The 16,665-nt window shown below is 64.3% G+C and carries 15 protein-coding genes; 11 read left to right on the forward strand and 4 right to left on the reverse strand.

All coding sequences use genetic code 11. The features are described 5' to 3' along the window. Positions 1-209 precede the first annotated feature (209 nt). The 4 genes from NPS58_RS08210 to NPS58_RS08225 all read left to right on the forward strand — a co-directional run bounded on the left by NPS58_RS08210 (position 210) and on the right by NPS58_RS08225 (position 4,466). On the forward strand, positions 210-2,177 hold the full coding sequence (locus NPS58_RS08210; protein WP_274114976.1) for a ligand-gated channel protein: 1,968 nt from the start codon (positions 210-212) through the stop codon (positions 2,175-2,177). A gap of 74 nt (positions 2,178-2,251) precedes the next feature. Further along, positions 2,252-2,554 carry a DUF3649 domain-containing protein gene (locus NPS58_RS08215; RefSeq protein ID WP_274114977.1) on the forward strand — a complete coding sequence of 101 codons (303 nt, stop codon included), beginning with the start codon at positions 2,252-2,254 and terminating at the stop codon, positions 2,552-2,554. Next, a complete protein-coding gene (locus NPS58_RS08220; RefSeq protein ID WP_274114978.1) occupies positions 2,554-4,137 on the forward strand; it encodes a PepSY-associated TM helix domain-containing protein in 1,584 nt (527 codons plus the stop codon). Before NPS58_RS08215 ends, NPS58_RS08220 begins: the two co-directional genes overlap by 1 nt. Then, on the forward strand, positions 4,137-4,466 hold the full coding sequence (locus tag NPS58_RS08225; RefSeq protein WP_274114979.1) for a DUF3325 domain-containing protein: 330 nt from the start codon (positions 4,137-4,139) through the stop codon (positions 4,464-4,466). The genes NPS58_RS08220 and NPS58_RS08225 overlap by 1 nt, the downstream gene beginning before the upstream one ends. Here the strand turns inward: NPS58_RS08225 and NPS58_RS08230 are convergent. After that, positions 4,456-5,331 (reverse strand): helix-turn-helix domain-containing protein, encoded by an 876-nt coding sequence (locus tag NPS58_RS08230; protein WP_274114980.1) that lies wholly within the window; start codon positions 5,329-5,331, stop codon positions 4,456-4,458. The two genes, NPS58_RS08225 and NPS58_RS08230, sit on opposite strands and share 11 nt — an antisense overlap. A gap of 137 nt (positions 5,332-5,468) precedes the next feature. Between NPS58_RS08230 and NPS58_RS08235 the strand changes: the two genes are divergently transcribed. Beyond that, positions 5,469-6,389: a DMT family transporter gene (locus NPS58_RS08235; RefSeq protein WP_274114981.1), complete on the forward strand. Its 921-nt coding sequence runs from the start codon at positions 5,469-5,471 to the stop codon at positions 6,387-6,389. Between the two features lie 65 nt (positions 6,390-6,454). Here the strand turns inward: NPS58_RS08235 and NPS58_RS08240 are convergent, their stop codons facing one another. Both NPS58_RS08240 and NPS58_RS08245 read right to left on the reverse strand, forming a co-directional pair. After that, positions 6,455-7,426, reverse strand: a complete 972-nt coding sequence (locus tag NPS58_RS08240; RefSeq protein ID WP_274114982.1) for a 2-hydroxyacid dehydrogenase — start codon at positions 7,424-7,426, stop codon at positions 6,455-6,457. Between the two features lie 73 nt (positions 7,427-7,499). Further along, positions 7,500-8,447: a LysR family transcriptional regulator gene (locus NPS58_RS08245; RefSeq protein WP_274114983.1), complete on the reverse strand. Its 948-nt coding sequence runs from the start codon at positions 8,445-8,447 to the stop codon at positions 7,500-7,502. A gap of 186 nt (positions 8,448-8,633) precedes the next feature. Between NPS58_RS08245 and NPS58_RS08250 the strand changes: the two genes are divergently transcribed. The 4 genes from NPS58_RS08250 to NPS58_RS08265 are packed head-to-tail and all read left to right on the forward strand — an operon-like array spanning position 8,634 to position 13,398. Then, positions 8,634-10,160 carry an efflux transporter outer membrane subunit gene (locus tag NPS58_RS08250; RefSeq protein WP_274114984.1) on the forward strand — a complete coding sequence of 509 codons (1,527 nt, stop codon included), beginning with the start codon at positions 8,634-8,636 and terminating at the stop codon, positions 10,158-10,160. After that, a complete protein-coding gene (locus tag NPS58_RS08255; protein ID WP_274114985.1) occupies positions 10,157-12,343 on the forward strand; it encodes an FUSC family protein in 2,187 nt (728 codons plus the stop codon). The genes NPS58_RS08250 and NPS58_RS08255 overlap by 4 nt, the downstream gene beginning before the upstream one ends. Next, a complete protein-coding gene (locus NPS58_RS08260) occupies positions 12,333-12,533 on the forward strand; it encodes a DUF1656 domain-containing protein (RefSeq protein WP_010220679.1) in 201 nt (66 codons plus the stop codon). The genes NPS58_RS08255 and NPS58_RS08260 overlap by 11 nt, the downstream gene beginning before the upstream one ends. A 10-nt stretch (positions 12,534-12,543) precedes the next feature. Further along, complete coding sequence (locus NPS58_RS08265) at positions 12,544-13,398, forward strand: efflux RND transporter periplasmic adaptor subunit (RefSeq protein ID WP_274114986.1); 855 nt, start codon at positions 12,544-12,546, stop codon at positions 13,396-13,398. Positions 13,399-13,496: 98 nt separating this feature from the next. Here the strand turns inward: NPS58_RS08265 and NPS58_RS08270 are convergent, their stop codons facing one another. Beyond that, positions 13,497-13,937 carry a universal stress protein gene (locus NPS58_RS08270; protein ID WP_274114987.1) on the reverse strand — a complete coding sequence of 147 codons (441 nt, stop codon included), beginning with the start codon at positions 13,935-13,937 and terminating at the stop codon, positions 13,497-13,499. A gap of 158 nt (positions 13,938-14,095) precedes the next feature. Between NPS58_RS08270 and NPS58_RS08275 the strand changes: the two genes are divergently transcribed. Beyond that, positions 14,096-15,001, forward strand: coding sequence for a LysR family transcriptional regulator (locus NPS58_RS08275; RefSeq protein ID WP_274114988.1), 906 nt, complete (start codon positions 14,096-14,098; stop codon positions 14,999-15,001). A gap of 109 nt (positions 15,002-15,110) precedes the next feature. Beyond that, entirely contained in the window at positions 15,111-16,652 is a 1,542-nt protein-coding gene (locus NPS58_RS08280; protein ID WP_274114989.1) for an MFS transporter, read from the forward strand. The last annotated feature ends 13 nt before the right edge of the window (positions 16,653-16,665 follow it).

Below are 16,665 nucleotides of genomic sequence, written 5' to 3' on the forward strand. Positions count from 1 at the left end.
ACTCCGGCGCCAAGCTGCGCAACAGAATAAGAATTGTTCGCATTGTAGAGCGGTGCTGCCGGCTCGGCAATCAGGCGCTGACTGATGGCCCCGCCGGGAGCGGCAAAATGTAAGGAACGTAAATACGCTTTACTCTCATTTGAGAATCTTTAGCATTCGCTCCCTGTACGCATTTACCCAATCTTTACATTTCTCAGGGAGAGGTTCTCGTGTCCCCGTTTTTCGCCAAGTCGTGCCTTGCACTTGCCATTTGCTCGCTGTACACCGCCCAGGCCAGCGCCGAAAGCAAACCGCTGGAACTGGACAACATGGTGGTGACCGCTTCGGGTTTCTCCCAGCAGATCAAGGATGCGCCGGCGTCGATTTCGGTGATTACTCGCGAGCAGATCGAGAACAAATCCTACCGTGACGTCACCGATGCCTTGCGCGACGTGCCAGGCGTGGTGGTGACCGGTGGCGCCAGCTCCAGCGATATCAGTATTCGCGGCATGGCCTCCAAGTACACGCTGATGCTGGTCGACGGCAAGCGCCAGGACTCCCGGGCCACCCGCCCCAACAGCGATGGTGCCGGCATCGAGCAAGGCTGGATGCCGCCGCTTGAAGCCATCGAGCGAATCGAAGTGGTGCGTGGGCCGATGTCGTCGCTCTATGGCTCCGACGCCATGGGCGGTGTGATCAACATCATCACCCGCAAGGTGACACCGACCTGGTACGGCGGCGTACGCAGCGAAGCGACCTTCCAGGACCGCTCCGATTCGGGTGACTACAACAGCACCAGCGCCTTCATCTCCGGGCCGCTGGTCGAGGGGTTGGTGGGCCTGCAGCTGTATGGCCTGACCTCCCATCGCGACGAAGACCACATCGTCAACGGCTTCAACGAGCAGAGCACCGACAGCGCCACGGCCAAGCTCTCGTTCACCCCCGACGAGCACAACGACATCACCCTGGAAGCGGGCAAGTCCGAGCAGGAACGCAACGCGACCGTAGGCCGTTCGGCGCGCTCCTCCGACAGCGAAAACGATTACGACCGCACCAACTTCTCGATCACCCACTCCGGCCGCTGGGACAGCCTGACCAGCGAAAGCTACCTGCAGCGCGAGAAGATCGAGAACCCGGGCCGGCGCATGGAGCTGGAAAACACGGTGCTCAATTCCCAGGTGTCGTACTTCAGCGAATCGCACATCACCACCTTTGGTGGCCAGTACAAATACGAAGACCTGAGCGACGAAGGCAACCAGCTGGCATCGGCCTCCAGCGTGAATCAGCTGACGCGCTGGTCGTGGGCCCTGTTCGCCGAAGACGAGTGGCGCCTGACCGATGACTTCGCCCTGACCGGCGGCCTGCGCATGGACCGCGATGAAAACTACGGCACACACTGGTCGCCTCGCTTGTACGGGGTCTACCACCCGACCGAGCACTGGACCGTCAAGGGCGGTGTATCCAGCGGCTATCGCTCGCCGGACATCCGCGCAGCGGTGGATGACTGGGGCCAGATCACTGGCGGCGGTGGCGATCCTGCAATCATCGTCGGCAACTCCAGCCTCAAGCCTGAAGAAAGCCTGAGCCAGGAAATCGGCGTGATCTGGGACAACCTGGAAGGTTTCTCCACGGGCCTGACCGTGTTCAACACCGACTTCAAGGACAAGATCACCGAGCAGCGCCGTTGCACCGACAGCACCGGGAATGCCTCGGGCCAGTGCCAGATCGGCGGCACCTCGTACAAGTTCATCAGCGACCGGGTGAACGTCGACGAAGCACAGATGCGCGGCATCGAAGCGACCCTGGACTGGGACATCACCCAGAGCCTGTCGCTGGCCACCAACTACACCTTCACCGACTCCGAGCAGAAGAGCGGCCCGCAGAAGGGCAAGGCCCTGAACCAGATGCCACGGCACATGTTCAACGCCACCCTGGACTGGCAGACCACCGATCAACTGGGCACCTGGGCGCGGATGAACTACCGCAGCCGCACCTCTGACTACCTGGGTCGCACCACCATGTCCGATGGCACGCCTTCCTACACCTTTGTCGACCTGGGCGGCACCTACCGCGTCACCAAGAACCTCAAGTTGCTGGCCGGCGTGTACAACGTGTTCAACAAGGAAGTGGACTACGAGAACTTCCAGACCGTGCTCGATGGCCGTCGCTACACCGTAGGGGTCGATCTGTCGTTCTGACGTGGGAAGCCGCGGCTTTGCATGTGAGAATACTAACCATTACTATTGGCGACTCTTCACAATGGATGGATACCATGAAAAGCAAAGCCGCTGGGATGCCCCTTAGTTATCGCCTGGCTGTGACATCGCGTTGCCTGGCCGCTGTATTCGGCGGCTACCTGCTGGCGTCGATGTCCAGCGTCTGCATCAGCCTGCTGGCACCGATGCCCAAGGCTGAAGCGGTGATCAGCGGCATGATGTTGTCGTTCCTGTTCTACCTGGTGGCCTTCTTGTGGTGTTTCGCCAGCCGCAGCGCCTGGCAGGCCTGGCTCGGGGTGTTGGTGCCGAGCCTGGCGCTGGGCGCGATCAATGGCCTGGCCTACTGGATGAAAAGCTGATGAAAGAGGGATTTCGCCAGGCCATGGCCTGGCTGCACACCTGGACCGGCCTGATCTTTGGCTGGCTGTTGTTCGCGATCTTCCTCACCGGGACGCTGTCGTACTTCAAGGAAGAGATCACCCACTGGGCCCAGCCCGAGGTACCGAGCCGGGCGCTGGACCCGGCGGCCAGCCTGGCGCTGGCCCAGACCTACCTGCAAAACCATGCACCCGACGCGGGCAGCTGGTTCATTCGCCTGCCCGAGGCGCGCGAACCTGCGCTGAGTGTCGGCTGGCGCGCCGAAGGCGCCGGGCGACGCGGTTTTATCGACAAGACCCTGGACCCTGCCACGGGCGAGGAAGTCCAGGCGCGTGAAACCCGTGGCGGCGACTTCTTCTACCGTTTCCATTTCCAGCTGGAGATGCCCCACCCGTGGGGGCGCTGGCTGTCGACCTTTGCCGCCTTCATCATGCTGCTGGGGCTGGTGACCGGCATCATCACCCACAAGAAGATCTTCAAGGAGTTCTTCACCTTCCGACCCGGCAAGGGCCAGCGTTCGTGGCTCGATGGCCATAACGCCATCGGCGTGCTGGTGCTGCCGTTCCACTTGATGATCAGCTACAGCAGCCTGGTGATCTTCATGTCCATGGTGATGCCGGCGAGCATCATCGCCAGCTATGGCGACAACACCCGGGGCTTTTTCAACGACCTGTTCGGCGCGCCGCGCGAGCTCAAGGCGGCCGGTGTTGCCGCGCCCCTGATGCCATTGCCGGCTCTCTACGAGAAGGTTCAGGAGCAGGCGCCGGGCACGCGCCTGGGCTGGATCGAAGTGCAGAACCCCGGCGACCAGAACGCCCGGGTACGTTTTACCCGCCATGCCGGTGACCGCATTGCCCATATGCGTGGAGGCGGCTGGACCTATGACGGTGTAAGCGGCGACCTGCAGGGCGCGAGCCAGATCGAAGCCACGCCGATGCTGATCTCCGGCGGTATGTACGGCCTGCACATGGGGGTGTTTGCCGGACCCTGGCTGCGCTGGTTGTACTTCTTCTTCGGCCTTGCCGGCACCGCCGTGATCGGCACGGGCCTGGTGCTGTGGTTGGGCAAGCGCCAGCTCAAGCACGCCAAGAGTGGCAGCCAACCCTTTGAGCTACGCCTGGTAGAGGTGCTCAACGTCGCCAGCATGAGCGGCCTGCTGCTCGGCGTGGCGGCGTTCTTCTGGGCCAACCGCTTGTTGCCGCTCGGGCTTGAGGGCCGGGCAGGGTGGGAGGTCAACAGCTTCTTCCTGCTGTGGGGGTTGTCTGTGCTGCACGCAATGTTGCGTCCGGGCCGTCGCGCGTGGGCCGAGCAACTGGGGCTGGCGGCGCTGCTGTGGGGCGGCCTGCCGTTGCTCAATCAGCTGACCACCGGTCAGGGCCTGGTGCATTCGATTTCGGCGGGCGACTGGGCCATGGCCGGGGTCGACCTCACGGCCCTGGGCAGTGGCCTGTTCCTGGCCTGGGCGGCGATGAAAATGTGGCGCCCGCCTGCGGTCGCGGCCAAGCGCATGCCCAAGGCTGCGAAAACCGCCCGTACCAACCTGATCGAAAGCGAGGTGAACTGATGCTGGCCGTTGCCCTGTTCGGCTTTGCCGGTTTCGCCATCCTCTGCCTGTCGATGGAGAAGCACTACAAGGAACTGCTCAGCGCTGCGCCTTCGGCGGTGCGCTTGCGCAGCCTGCGCATCGGTGGCTGGCTGTTGCTGCTGGTGGCGTGGTGGCTGGCAGTGCGTCACAGCGGCTGGGCCATGGGCCTGGTCGAGCTGTTCGCGGTGTTGATGGCCGGCGTGACCCTGTGGGTGTTCCTGCTGCCCTACAGACCGCGGCTGTTGCTCGGCGCGCTGGCGATCAGCCTGGTGCTCGGGCCGGTGCTGGTCGTGCTGCCTAGCGCCTGAATGCCGCCCGGTAGTCCCCGGGCGTGGCGCCCAGTGCCTGGCGAAAGCGGTTGTTGAAGTGGCTGGCGCTGGCAAAGCCGCATTGCAGGGCGACCTGGCCCAGGGGCAGGTCGCCCAGGCGCAGCAACTGACACGCCAGCTGCAGGCGACGGGCCAACACGTACTGGTGCGGCGGCAGGCCGAAGCTTTCGCGGAACATGCGGGCGAAGTGGTACTCGGAGAGGTTGCAGCGCCCGGCCAGTTCGCCAAGGGTAATGGCCTGGTCCAGGTGCGCCTCGATGTAGTCGATCAACTGCTTGCGCTGGTGCGGTGCCAGCCCGCCCTTGAGGCGCAGGCCCTGGCGCAGGCCGGCCTGGCAGAGCACCGCATGATCGACGATGCCATGGGCCAGGCTGCTGGCCAGCAGACGCTCGCCCGGCTCGTCCCAGTCCAGGCTGATCAACTGGCGAAAGCGTAGTGCCTGCTGCGTATCATCCAGAAACGTTGCCTCTTGCAGCTGCATCTCGCGCGGCTCGCGGTCGAGCAGTCGGATGCAGCCCAGGGCGAACTGTTCCTCGCTGATGTACAGGTGCGCCAGGCGGATCGGGCCGTTGACCACCCAGTTGGATTCGTGGCCGGCGGGCATGATGCACAGCTTGTTCGGCGCACCCTTGTCGGCCGGGCGCTGGCGCCGGAAGGTGCCGGTGCCGTCGGCGATGTAGCAGGAGAGGGTATGGTGACTCGGTGCCTGGTAGTCGCGGGCGTCGTCACGGTTGCGCCACAGGGCTGCAGCCAGCCCATCCCCCAGGTGCGCGCTGTGCTCCAGGCGCGCGTGGGGTGATGAATGCATGGCATTGAAGACTTGCAGCTGGTTCAGTGGCGTCATGGGCTCTACCTCGTGGGGCCCATCCTACTCCGGCGCTTTTGTCCTGGCAGCAGGCGGCGACGCAAAAGCGCAAGTTTGTGCAAGCGGGCAGGCGCTGGTGAGGCCGACACTGGGCTCCAAGCCGGAGGAGTCTTGCCATGAACCTGTCGTTGTACCTGCTCACCGTACTGATCTGGGGCACCACCTGGATCGCCCTGAAACTGCAATTGGGCGTCGTCGCCATTGCGGTGTCGATCGTCTACCGCTTTGCCCTGGCCGGGTTGATTCTGTTCGCCATCCTCTTGCTCAGCCGTCGCCTGCAGCCGATGAACCGGCGCGGCCACGGTATCTGCCTGGCCCAGGGCTTGTGCCTGTTCTGCGTCAACTTCATGTGTTTCCTCACCGCCAGCCAGTGGATTCCCAGTGGCTTGATCGCGGTGGTGTTTTCCACGGCCACGCTGTGGAACGCACTCAATGCCCGGATGTTCTTCGGCCAGAAAATCGCCGCCAATGTGCTTGCCGGCGGTGCCTTGGGGCTGGCGGGGTTGGGGCTGCTGTTCTGGCCTGAACTGTCTGGACACACGGCTAGCCGCGAGACCGTGATCGGTCTGGGCCTGGCATTGCTAGGCACCTTGTGTTTCTCGGCGGGCAACATGCTCTCGAGCCTGCAGCAGAAAGCCGGGCTCAAGCCGATGACCACCAATGCCTGGGGCATGCTCTATGGCGCGATGATGCTGGCGGTTTACTGCCTGGTCAGCGGGATTCCCTTCGACATGGAGTGGAATACGCGGTACATCGGCTCCCTGATGTATCTGGTGATACCGGGGTCGGTGATCGGCTTTACCGCCTACCTGACACTGGTCGGACGCATGGGGCCGGAGCGGGCGGCGTACTGCACCGTGCTGTTTCCGTTGGTGGCGTTGAACGTGTCGGCAGTCTATGAGGGATACCAGTGGACGGCACCGGCGCTGGCGGGATTGGTGCTGGTGATGTTGGGGAATGTGTTGGTGTTCAGGAAGGCCAAGGCTTCGCGGGGCAAGCCCGCTCCCACCGGCAAGCAAGTACGCAGTGCAGCGTAGCCCCTGCGCTCCTTGTTGGAGCTGGCAAGCCAGCTCCAACCAAAGTCGGTGCAATGCAGTTGCGTCTACTTCCACACCTGCGGGTTCACCAGGTCCCGCGGCCGCTCACCCAACAGCGCACTGCGCAGGTTGTCGATGGCGCGGTTGGCCATGGCATCGCGGGTTTCGGCAGTGGCCGAACCCACGTGCGGCAGGGTCAAGGCGTTGGGCAGCTGGAACAGTGGCGATTCGGTCAGCGGCTCTTTCTCGTACACATCCAGGCCTGCGCCACGAATGGTGCCGTTCTGCAAGGCTTGCACCAGCGCGGCCTCGTCCACCACCGGCCCGCGCGAAACGTTGATCAGAAATGCGCTGGGCTTCATCAGTTGCAGCTCGCGGGTGCTGATCAGGTGCTTGGTCTGCGGCCCGAGCGGCACCACCAGGCACACGAAGTCGGCTTCGGCCAGCAGTTCATCCAGGCTGCGGAACTGGGCGCCCAGTTCCTGCTCCAGCACAGGCTTGCGCGAATTGCCGCTGTAGATGACCGGCATGTTGAAGCCGAAGCGGCCACGTCGGGCAATCGCCGCACCGATGTTGCCAAGGCCGACGATCCCCAGGGTCTTGCCGTGCACATCGCTGCCGAACTGGGCCGGGCCGACGGTGGCTTGCCATTGGCCAGCCTTGGTCCAGGCATCGAGTTCGGCCACCCGGCGGGCGCTGCCCATGAGCAGCGCAAAGCCCAGGTCGGCGGTGCTTTCGGTCAGCACGTCCGGGGTGTTGGTCAGGGCAAGGCCGCGTGCGTTGAAGTAGTTCAGGTCGTAGTTGTCGTAGCCCACCGAAACACTGGACACCACCTCAAGCTTGGCGGCATTGGCCAGTTGCGCTTCACCAAGCTTGCGGCCCACGCCGATCAGGCCATGCGCCTCGGGCAGCGCGTCGTTGAACTGGGCGCTGATGTCACCCAGCTTGGGGTTGGGCACGATCACGTTGAAGTCTTGCTGCAAGCGCTCGACCATCGCCGGGGTGATACGGCTGAAGGCTAGGACGGTCTTTTTCATCGGCAAAATCTCTGCGGGCGGTGGAGAATTCGTAGCACGCTATCATTCTCCACCGCCCCTGTGCAGCAAGATTTCAGTTGGCGATCAGCAGTTCGTGAGTCTTCAGGTCGGCTTCGTGGGCGGCGAGGATTTCCGGCAAGGAGTTGCGCAGGTACTCGACCCAGGTCTTGATCTTGGCATCCAGGTACTGGCGCGAGGGGTAGATAGCGTACAGGTTCAGCTCCTGCAGGCGGTACTCGGGCATCACCCGGACCAGCGAACCATCGCGAAGGCCGTCTATGGCCGAATAGATCGGCAGCACGCCAACCCCCATGCCACTGCGGATCGCGGTTTTCATCGCGTCGGCCGAGTTCACCTGGAACGGCGCCTGGGTGATGTTGACCACTTCCTGGCCTTCGGGGCCGTCGAACAGCCACTTTTCCAGCGGGATCACCGGGCTGACCATGCGCAGGCAGGCATGCTGGAGCAGGTCGCTGGGCTTTTGCGCGATACCGTGGCGGTGCACGTAGTCAGGGGATGCGCAGACGATGCTGTAGGTGATGCCCAGGCGCTGGGACACGAAGCCCGAGTCGGGCAGCTCGCTTGCCAGCACGATCGACACGTCGTAGCCCTCGTCGAGCAGGTCCGGCACGCGGTTGGCCATGGTCAGGTCGAAGGTCACGTCGGGGTGGGTTTCGCGGTAGCGGGCGATGGCGTCGATGACAAAATGCTGGCCGACCCCGGTCATCGAATGCACTTTCAGCTGCCCGGCGGGGCGGGCATGGGCATCGCTGGCCTCGGCTTCGGCTTCCTCGACATAGGTGAGGATCTGTTCGCAGCGCATCAGGTAGCGCTTGCCGGCTTCGGTCAGGGCGATACGGCGGGTGGTGCGGTTGAGCAGGCGGGTTTGCAGATGGGCTTCCAGATTGGAGACCGCCCGCGAGACGTTGGCGGTGGTCGTATCCAATTGCACGGCAGCGGCAGTGAAACTGCCGACTTGCGCCACACAACTAAAAGCACGCATGTTTTGCAGGGTGTCCATGGGTCGCTCTCAAAGTAGACGACAAATTGTGACATGAAGTAACAGTGTCGGTCTTCAGACTAAAGCCGGATTATCGCTGTTTTCGTAACAAAGATTCGCAGTAATACACGCTTATCGCCAGTGCAGCCGCCCCCTAGAATTGCGCTCTCCTAGCGTCATCCACTTTTATGTCGGGAATTTGCAGCTGTGCCGCGTCGCATCATCAGAGCGCTCAATGCGCTCAGTGCCTGTGCCCTTAGCTTGACCTTGAGCGGCTGTATCGGAACCTGGGGCATTGCCCCGCAAAGCAAGACGCTGCAAGCCAATACCCTGACCACCGATGAGGCGATCCGCGAGGCCGCCCGTGATGCCCACTGGCCCGACCAGCAGTGGTGGCGAGCCTATGGCGATCCACAGCTCGACCGCTGGATCGCCCTCGCCGTGCAGAGCAGCCCGAGCATCGCCATGGCCGCCGCCCGGGTTCGCGAGGCCAAGGCCATGGCCGGGGTGGTCGAGTCGGCCGAGAAACTTCAGGTCAACGGCGACGCCACCCTCAAGCGCCACAACTGGCCCGAAGACCAGTTCTACGGCCCCGGCGCGCTGTCGGGTGCCAACACCTGGGACAACAATGCCGCGCTTGGCTTCAGTTACGCCCTGGACCTCTGGGGGCGCGAGCGCAACGCCAGCGAACAGGCCGTGGACATGGCCCACATGAGCGCGGCGCAGTTGCGCCAGGCCCAGCTCGAACTACAGAACAACATCGTCAAGGTGTACATCCAGCTGTCCCTGCACTTTGCCCGGCGCGACATCGTCAAGGCCGAGCTCGAGCAACAGGAGCAGATCCTGGCCCTGGCCGAGCGGCGCCTGGCCGGTGGCATCGGCACTCACTTTGAAGTCAGCCAGGCGCAGACGCCACTGCCGGAAACCCATCGCCAGCTCGATGCCCTCAACGAGGAAATCGCCCTGGCGCGAAACCAGTTGGCCGCACTGGCCGGCAAGGGCCCGGGGCAGGGCGCGCAGTTGCAGCGACCGAGCCTGAGCCTGGGGGCTGCGCTGAAGCTGCCCTCGGCGTTGCCGGCCGAACTGGTCGGCCAGCGTCCCGACGTGGTCGCCAGCCGCTGGCAGGTGGCTGCGCAAGCACGCGGAATCGACGTCGCCCATGCCGGCTTCTTCCCCAATGTCGACCTGGTCGGCGGGCTCGGCTTCATGGCCACCGGCGGCGGCCCGCTGGAGTTCCTGACCGGGCGCAAGTTCAACTACAACGTCGGCCCCGCGATCAGCCTGCCGGTGTTCGACGGCGGTCGCCTGCGCTCGCAGCTGGGCGTGGCTTCTGCCGGGTACGACATCGCCGTGGCGCGCTACAACCAGACCGTGGTCGAAGCGCTCAAGGGTATCTCCGACCAGTTGATCCGCCGCGAGTCGATGAACGAGCAGCAACATTTTGCCGCCGAGTCGGTGGCCTCGGCGCAGAAGACCTACGACATTGCCATGATCGCCTTCCAGCGCGGGCTGACCGACTACCTCAACGTGCTCAACGCCCAGACCTTGCTGTTCCGCCAGCAGCAGATCCAGCAGCAGGTCCAGGCTGCGCGCCTGACCGCCCATGCCGAGCTGGTCACCGCCCTGGGTGGCGGGCTGGGTGCCGGCCGCGATGTGCCGGATGAAGGCAAGCAAGCTGCGCCGAAGACGCCGGCCACCCTGGCGATCTTCGACAAGCCGGGCCACGCCGAATGAGCGCCATGACGCTGCCGTTTCGCTGGCTGGCCAGCCTTGAGTGGCGCCGCGGGTTCTTCGAGTGGGCGCGTACCGACGGGGTCACCTGGGTCTACATCTTCAAGGTACTCAGCGCAGCGTTCCTCACCTTGTGGCTGGCCATGCGCCTGGAGCTGCCGCAGCCGCGCACGGCGATGATCACCGTATTCATCGTGATGCAGCCGCAGAGCGGGCACGTGTTTGCCAAGAGTTTCTGGCGGCTGCTGGGCACCCTGGCCGGGTCGTCGATGATGGTGGCGCTGATCGCCCTGTTCCCGCAGAACACCGAGCTGTTTTTACCGAGCCTGGCGCTGTGGGTGGGCCTGTGCTCGGCCGGTGCCATGCGTTACCGCACCTTCCGGGCCTATGGTTTCGTGCTCGCCGGCTACACCGCGGCAATGGTCGGCCTGCCCGCGCTGGAACACCCGGACGGTGCATTCATGGCCGCCGTGTGGCGGGTGCTGGAGATCTCCCTGGGGATCCTGGTGTCGACCCTGGTCAGCGCCGCGATCCTGCCGCAGTCGGCCAGTGCAGCCATGCGCAATGCCCTGTACCAACGCTTTGGCGTGTTCGCAGGTTTTGTTGCCGAAGGCCTGCGCGGTAACAGCCAGCGGGATCGTTTCGAGACCAGCAACGTGCGTTTTGTCGCCGAGGCGGTAGGCCTGGAAAGCCTGCGCAACGTCACCGCCTTCGAAGACCCGCACATGCGTCGCCGCAATGGCCGCCTGGGGCGCATGAACAGCGAGTTCATGGCCATCACCACCCGCTTCAACGCCTTGCACCAGTTGCTTGAGCGCCTGCGTTCGCGGGGCCCGCTACAGATCGTCACCGCCATCGAGCCTGGCCTCGACGCGCTGGCCGAGCTGCTCGATGCCTACGCCGGCCGGGCCCTGACCGACGCCGATGCCATGCGCCTGGCCGAGCAACTGGCGGCCTACAAGGAAGGCTTGCCGGAACGGGTTCGCAGCCTGCGCGCGGCGTATATAGAAACCGCGCCGAGCGATGCCGACCTGCTGGATTTCCACACCGCCTACGAGTTGCTCTACCGCTTTGTCGACGACATGCACAGCTACGCCCAGACCCACGCCTCGCTGACCGAGCACAACCATGCCCGGGAGCAGTGGGACGAGCCCTATGTGGCGCAGACCAACTGGATGGTGTCGCTGGCCGCCGGTGTACGCGCCGCGTTCATCCTGCTGGTGCTGGGCAGCTTCTGGATTGCCACGGCGTGGCCGAGCGGGGCGATGATGACCCTGATCGCCGCCGCCACCGTGGGGCTGTCGGCGGCCACACCCAACCCCAAGCGAATGTCGTTCCAGATGGCCTGCGGCACCTTGTTCGGCGCCTTCGTGGGCTTTTTCGAAACCTTCTTCGTGTTCCCCTGGATCGACGGTTTTCCCTTGCTCTGCCTGGTGTTGGCGCCGGTGTTCGTGCTGGGTGCCTTTCTCGCCTCACGCCCGGCCTACGCCGGGTATGGCCTGGGCTTGCTGATCTTCTTTGCTACCGGGTCGGTGCCCGACAACCTGACCATCTACAACCCCTACAACTTCATCAACGACTACATCGCCATGGTCGTCGGCATGCTGGTGTGCGCCGCTGCCGGCGCGATCATCCTGCCGCCCAACAGCCGCTGGATGTGGAGCCGCCTGGAGCAGGACTTGCGCGGCCAGGTGCTGTTCGCTATCAGCGGCCGCTTGCGCGGCCTGGGCTCGGGATTCGAAAGCCGCACCCGCGACTTGTTGCACCAGGCCTATGGCCTGGCGGCCGGCAAGCCGCAGGTGCAGAGCAACCTGCTGCGCTGGATGTTCCTGGTGCTGGAGGTCGGCCATGCGATCATCGAGCTGCGCAAGGAACAGGCGATCCTGCCGGTGCACCCTTGCTATGCCGAGTCGCAGCCCTGGCGCCAGGCCATCCGGGTGATGGGCCGGGCGCTGGCGCGGTTGTTCCTGCAACCGAGCGCGAGCAACCACGAGCGCGCCCTGGTGGCGGTCGACCACGCCATCAGCCGCGTGCTGGCCACCGACGAACCCTTTGCCCGCCATTTCGACACCTCGGCCCTGCGCCGGGTGCAGAGCTACCTGCACTTCATCCGCACTTCGCTGCTCGACCCCCAGTCGCCGCTGGCCGCCCTGGCCCCGGCCCAAGGACTGCATCATGCCCCGTGAAATCGCCTTCCATGGCGTCTACATGCCCACCATGACTCTGATGTTCCTGTTCGCCGCCGGGCTCGCCTGGGGGCTGGACCGCTTCATCGCCAGCCACGACGGCTACCGCTTCTTCTGGCACCCGGCGCTGCTGCGCCTGTGCCTGTTTATCTGCCTGTTCGGATCCATCGCCCTGACTCTCTACCGTTGAGACCCCGTTGATGAAAAAGTTTTTCAGCCTGATCGCCACCTTGCTCGTGCTGGCCGCCGCCGTGGTGATTGGTCGCCAGCTGTGGCTGCACTACATGAACACGCCCTGGACGCGGGACGGGCGGGTGCGCGCCGACATCATCAACGTCGCCGCCGACGTGCCGGGCTATGTGGTGGACGTGCCGGTGCGCGACAACCAGCTGGTGAAAAAGGGCGATGTGCTGATGCAGATCGATCCCGAGCACTACCAAGTGGCGGTCCGCCAGGCCCAGGCGCTGGTGGCCTCGCGCAAGGCCACCTGGGAAATGCGCAAGGTCAACGCCCACCGCCGTGCCGACATGGACAACCTGGTGATCTCCCGCGAGAACCGTGACGACGCCAGCAACATCGCCAACTCGGCCCTGGCCGATTACCAGCAGGCCCAGGCGCAACTGGCGGCAGCCGAGTTGGACCTCAAGCGCACCAGGATCCTGGCCACCGTCGATGGTTACGTGACCAACCTCAATGTGCATCGGGGCGACTATGCGCGTACCGGCGAGCCGAAGATGGCGGTGGTCGATAAGGATTCGTTCTGGGTGTATGGCTTCTTCGAGGAAACCAAGCTGCCGCGAGTGAAGGTAGGGGACCAGGCCGAGCTGCAAATGATGAGCGGCGAAGTGCTCAAAGGCCATGTGGAGAGTATTTCGCGCGGCATCTACGACCGCGACAACCCGGAGAGTCGTGAGCTGATAGCCGATGTGAACCCGACCTTCAACTGGGTGCGCCTGGCCCAGCGGGTGCCGGTGCGGATTCACATTGACGAAGTGCCGGAAGGCTTCCTGCTGGCGGCGGGTACCACCTGCACGGTAGTGGTCAAACCGAAGTAGGGCTGCTTCGCAGCCCATCGCCGGCAAGCCGGCTCCCACAGGGAATGGAGCAACCCTGAAGTCAGCGCTGAACCCGTGGGGCTTGCCAGCGATGTTTTTCAGGGATTGCGCGAATCCACCAGCACCGGGCATTCGACCTGGTCGATCACCTTGTTGCTGATCGACGGATCCAGCAGCCGTCCAAGCCGGTTCAGGTGGCGATGCCCCATGATGATCAGGACGCAATCGAGCGATCGGGCCCGGGAAACGATTGCCGCCACCGGTTCATCCGCTACCAGCACGCCTTCACACTCGAACCCCGACGCCCGCAGTTGCTCCAGCACCTGCTGCATCGCCTGGTTGGCATGACGCTGCTCATCGGTCGCCGCCGGGTACTCCTGCACCTCGAATGCGCTCACCCGTTCCAGGGCGAAGGCACCGTCGATCGCCAGCACCACCTGCAATTGATGCCGCTCCGGCAGGCAGTATTGCCGCGCCAGTTCCAGCAACCCGGCAGAGGCACTTGAGCCATCGATGGCGATCAACACGGAACTGAGCATGCAGGGCCTCCACAGGGCATGAGTTAGCCGCCCATTGTTGGTCAATTCCGTGGCCGGATAAATGGCCTGCCACGCACTGTGTAGTTGTGTCTGGCGCAACGTGGCGTGGCGCGCCGAGCTGTTAACATGGCTCACCCCTCGCTGATGGATGCCTGGCAATGCAGATCCCGGATATGAACCTGTTGGTCGCCCTCGACGCGCTGCTCGACGAAGGCAGTGTGGTGGGCGCAGCCCGGCGCATGAACCTGAGCCCTGCCGCCATGAGCCGGACCCTGGGGCGCATTCGCGAGGCCATCGGCGATCCGATCCTGGTCCGCGCCGGTCGTGGCCTGGTGCCCACGCCGCGGGCACTGGCCCTGCACGAGCAGGTACGGGCGCTGGTGGAGCAGGCCGGGCTGGTGTTCCGCAGCCGCGAGGAGGTCGACCTGGCTTCCCTGGACCGGGCCTTCAATATTCGCACCAACGACTTGTTCATCGCCTTGTATGGCGCCCAGTTGCTCGCTGCCATGCATGAGCAGGCGCCACGCACCGTGCTGCGCTTCGTACCGGAAAGCGGCGGTGACGACGATGCGGTGCTGCGCGACGGGCGTACCGACCTGATCGTCAGCTCCACCATCGACCTGGGCCCGGAGATCAAGGTGCAGAGCTTGTTCCAGACCGTGTACGTGGGGCTGGCACGACAGGATCACCCGATCTTCGAGGCCGAGATCACCCCCGAGCGCTTTGCCGCCTACCCGCAGATCAGTGTGTCGCGCCGGGGCCGGGCCAACGGGCCGATTGACCTGGAGTTGTCCAACTACAAGGTGCAGCGCCGGGTGGCGTTGATCACGCCGAGCTTTCATTCGGCGATGTTTTCCCTGCCCGACTCCGATCTGCTGTTGCCCATGCCGGCGAACATCCTCAACAGCGTGACCAAGCTCGGCCTGCCGCTGCGCTCGTTCCGCATCCCCCTGCCGCTTGAGCGGGTGACCGTGATGCAGGCCTGGCACCCGCGCTTCGACAACGACCCGGCCCACCGCTGGCTGCGACAAACCCTCAAGGCGTGTTGCAGCGAGAACCCTTGAAGCCCGGATTGCGTTTGCTGCACTAGTAAACTGCCAATATGTCAGTTTTCGTCAACATTCCCACTTCTTAGACTTCTGCCGGTCGTTGTTCACCCCGAAGAGGTCTTACATGAGTTCGCTGACTGCGCTGCCCGTTGCTGGCGCAACTGCACCGGTAGCCACGCCTGCAGCACCGTCGGCTTTTGGCCTGCGCATTGTGGTCGGGCTGCTCGGTGTGTTGCTGGCGGTGCTCTGCGCCGGCCTCAACGAAATGGTCACCAAGGCGTCGCTGGCCGATATCCGTGGCGCGATGTTCATCGGTGCCGACGAAGGCGCCTGGCTGATTGCCGTGTATTCGGCGGCCTCCGTCTCGGCCATGGCTTTTTCGCCGTGGCTGGCCGCGACCTTCTCCCTGCGCCGATTCACCCTCTGCGCCATCAGTGCATTTGCTCTGCTCGGGCTGCTGCAACCCTATGCGCCCAACCTCACCAGCCTGATGCTGCTGCGCACCCTGCAAGGCCTGGCGTCGGGGGCACTGCCGCCGATGCTGATGAGTGTGGCGCTGCGCTTTCTGCCGCCCGGAATCAAGGTCTATGGCCTGGCCGGCTATGCCCTGACCGCCACCTTCGGGCCCAACCTGGGCACACCGCTGGCGGGCCTCTGGACCGAGTACGTGGGGTGGCAGTGGGCGTTCTGGCAGATCATCGCGCCGTCATTGCTGGCCATGGCCTGCGTGGCCTGGGGGCTACCCCAGGACCCGCTGCGCCTGGAACGCTTCAAACAGTTCGACTGGCGCGGCCTGTTGCTCGGGTTGCCGGCCATTTGCTCACTGGTGATCGGCCTGACCCTGGGTGATCGCATGGGTTGGTACGACTCGCCGCTGATCTGCTGGTTGCTCGGTGGCGGCCTGGTGCTGCTGGTGCTGTTCATGATCAACGAATGGTCCGAACCGTTGCCGTTCTTCAAGTTGCAGATGCTCAAGACCCGCAACCTGACACACGCCCTGGTGACCCTCTGCGGCGTGCTGATCGTGCTCACGGCGGTGATTATCATTCCGTCGAGCTTCCTCGCCCAGATCCAGGGTTATCGACCGGCCCAGACCGGCCCGCTGATGTTGCTGGTGGCCGGTCCGCAACTGCTGGCGCTGCCGCTGGTGGCGGCCCTTTGCAACCTTCGCGCGGTGGATTGTCGCTGGGTTCTGGCGGTCGGGCTCGGCCTGCTGGCGCTGTCGTGCTGGGCCGGCACCCAGCTCACCAGTGTGTGGATTCGCGACAACTTCTACCTGCTGCAAGCACTGCACATCTTCGCCCAGCCCATGGCCGTGCTGCCGTTGCTGATGCTCGCCACCGGCGGCATGACGCCCCAGGACGGCCCCTTCGCCTCGGCCTGGTTCAACACCGTCAAGGGCCTGGCCTCGGTGGTCGCTGCCGGCTTGATCGAGGCCCTGACCACGGTGCGCCGGCACTTTCATTCCAACAACCTGGTGGACAGCCTGGGCAATTCACCCCTGTCCGACGATGGCGCGGCAGGGCTTGCCCGACGCATCCACGACCAGGCGCTGGTGCTCACCAGCGCCGACCTCTACCTGTGCATGGCGCTGCTGGCGCTGGCGCTGATCCTGCTGATTCCGTTTGTGCCCACCCGGATCTACCCCCCGCGTGCCGTGGCCTGACGAACTTGTGAAG

Origin of the sequence: Pseudomonas putida, assembly GCF_028682455.1 — a bacterium.
In the GTDB taxonomy this organism is placed as follows: domain Bacteria; phylum Pseudomonadota; class Gammaproteobacteria; order Pseudomonadales; family Pseudomonadaceae; genus Aquipseudomonas; species Aquipseudomonas putida_AA.

Excerpts from the sequence above, each read along its gene's own strand:
- NPS58_RS08255 (WP_274114985.1), top strand. The coding sequence starts at position 10,157 with ATGAGCGCCATGACGCTGCCGTTTCGCTGGCTGGCCAGCCTTGAGTGG.
- NPS58_RS08240 (WP_274114982.1), bottom strand. The coding sequence starts at position 7,426 with ATGAAAAAGACCGTCCTAGCCTTCAGCCGTATCACCCCGGCGATGGTC.
- NPS58_RS08265 (WP_274114986.1), top strand. The coding sequence starts at position 12,544 with ATGAAAAAGTTTTTCAGCCTGATCGCCACCTTGCTCGTGCTGGCCGCC.
- NPS58_RS08270 (WP_274114987.1), bottom strand. The coding sequence starts at position 13,937 with ATGCTCAGTTCCGTGTTGATCGCCATCGATGGCTCAAGTGCCTCTGCC.
- NPS58_RS08225 (WP_274114979.1), top strand. The coding sequence starts at position 4,137 with ATGCTGGCCGTTGCCCTGTTCGGCTTTGCCGGTTTCGCCATCCTCTGC.
- NPS58_RS08275 (WP_274114988.1), top strand. The coding sequence starts at position 14,096 with ATGCAGATCCCGGATATGAACCTGTTGGTCGCCCTCGACGCGCTGCTC.
- NPS58_RS08280 (WP_274114989.1), top strand. The coding sequence starts at position 15,111 with ATGAGTTCGCTGACTGCGCTGCCCGTTGCTGGCGCAACTGCACCGGTA.
- NPS58_RS08260 (WP_010220679.1), top strand. The coding sequence starts at position 12,333 with ATGCCCCGTGAAATCGCCTTCCATGGCGTCTACATGCCCACCATGACT.
- NPS58_RS08245 (WP_274114983.1), bottom strand. The coding sequence starts at position 8,447 with ATGGACACCCTGCAAAACATGCGTGCTTTTAGTTGTGTGGCGCAAGTC.
- NPS58_RS08220 (WP_274114978.1), top strand. The coding sequence starts at position 2,554 with ATGAAAGAGGGATTTCGCCAGGCCATGGCCTGGCTGCACACCTGGACC.
- NPS58_RS08230 (WP_274114980.1), bottom strand. The coding sequence starts at position 5,331 with ATGACGCCACTGAACCAGCTGCAAGTCTTCAATGCCATGCATTCATCA.
- NPS58_RS08215 (WP_274114977.1), top strand. The coding sequence starts at position 2,252 with ATGAAAAGCAAAGCCGCTGGGATGCCCCTTAGTTATCGCCTGGCTGTG.
- NPS58_RS08235 (WP_274114981.1), top strand. The coding sequence starts at position 5,469 with ATGAACCTGTCGTTGTACCTGCTCACCGTACTGATCTGGGGCACCACC.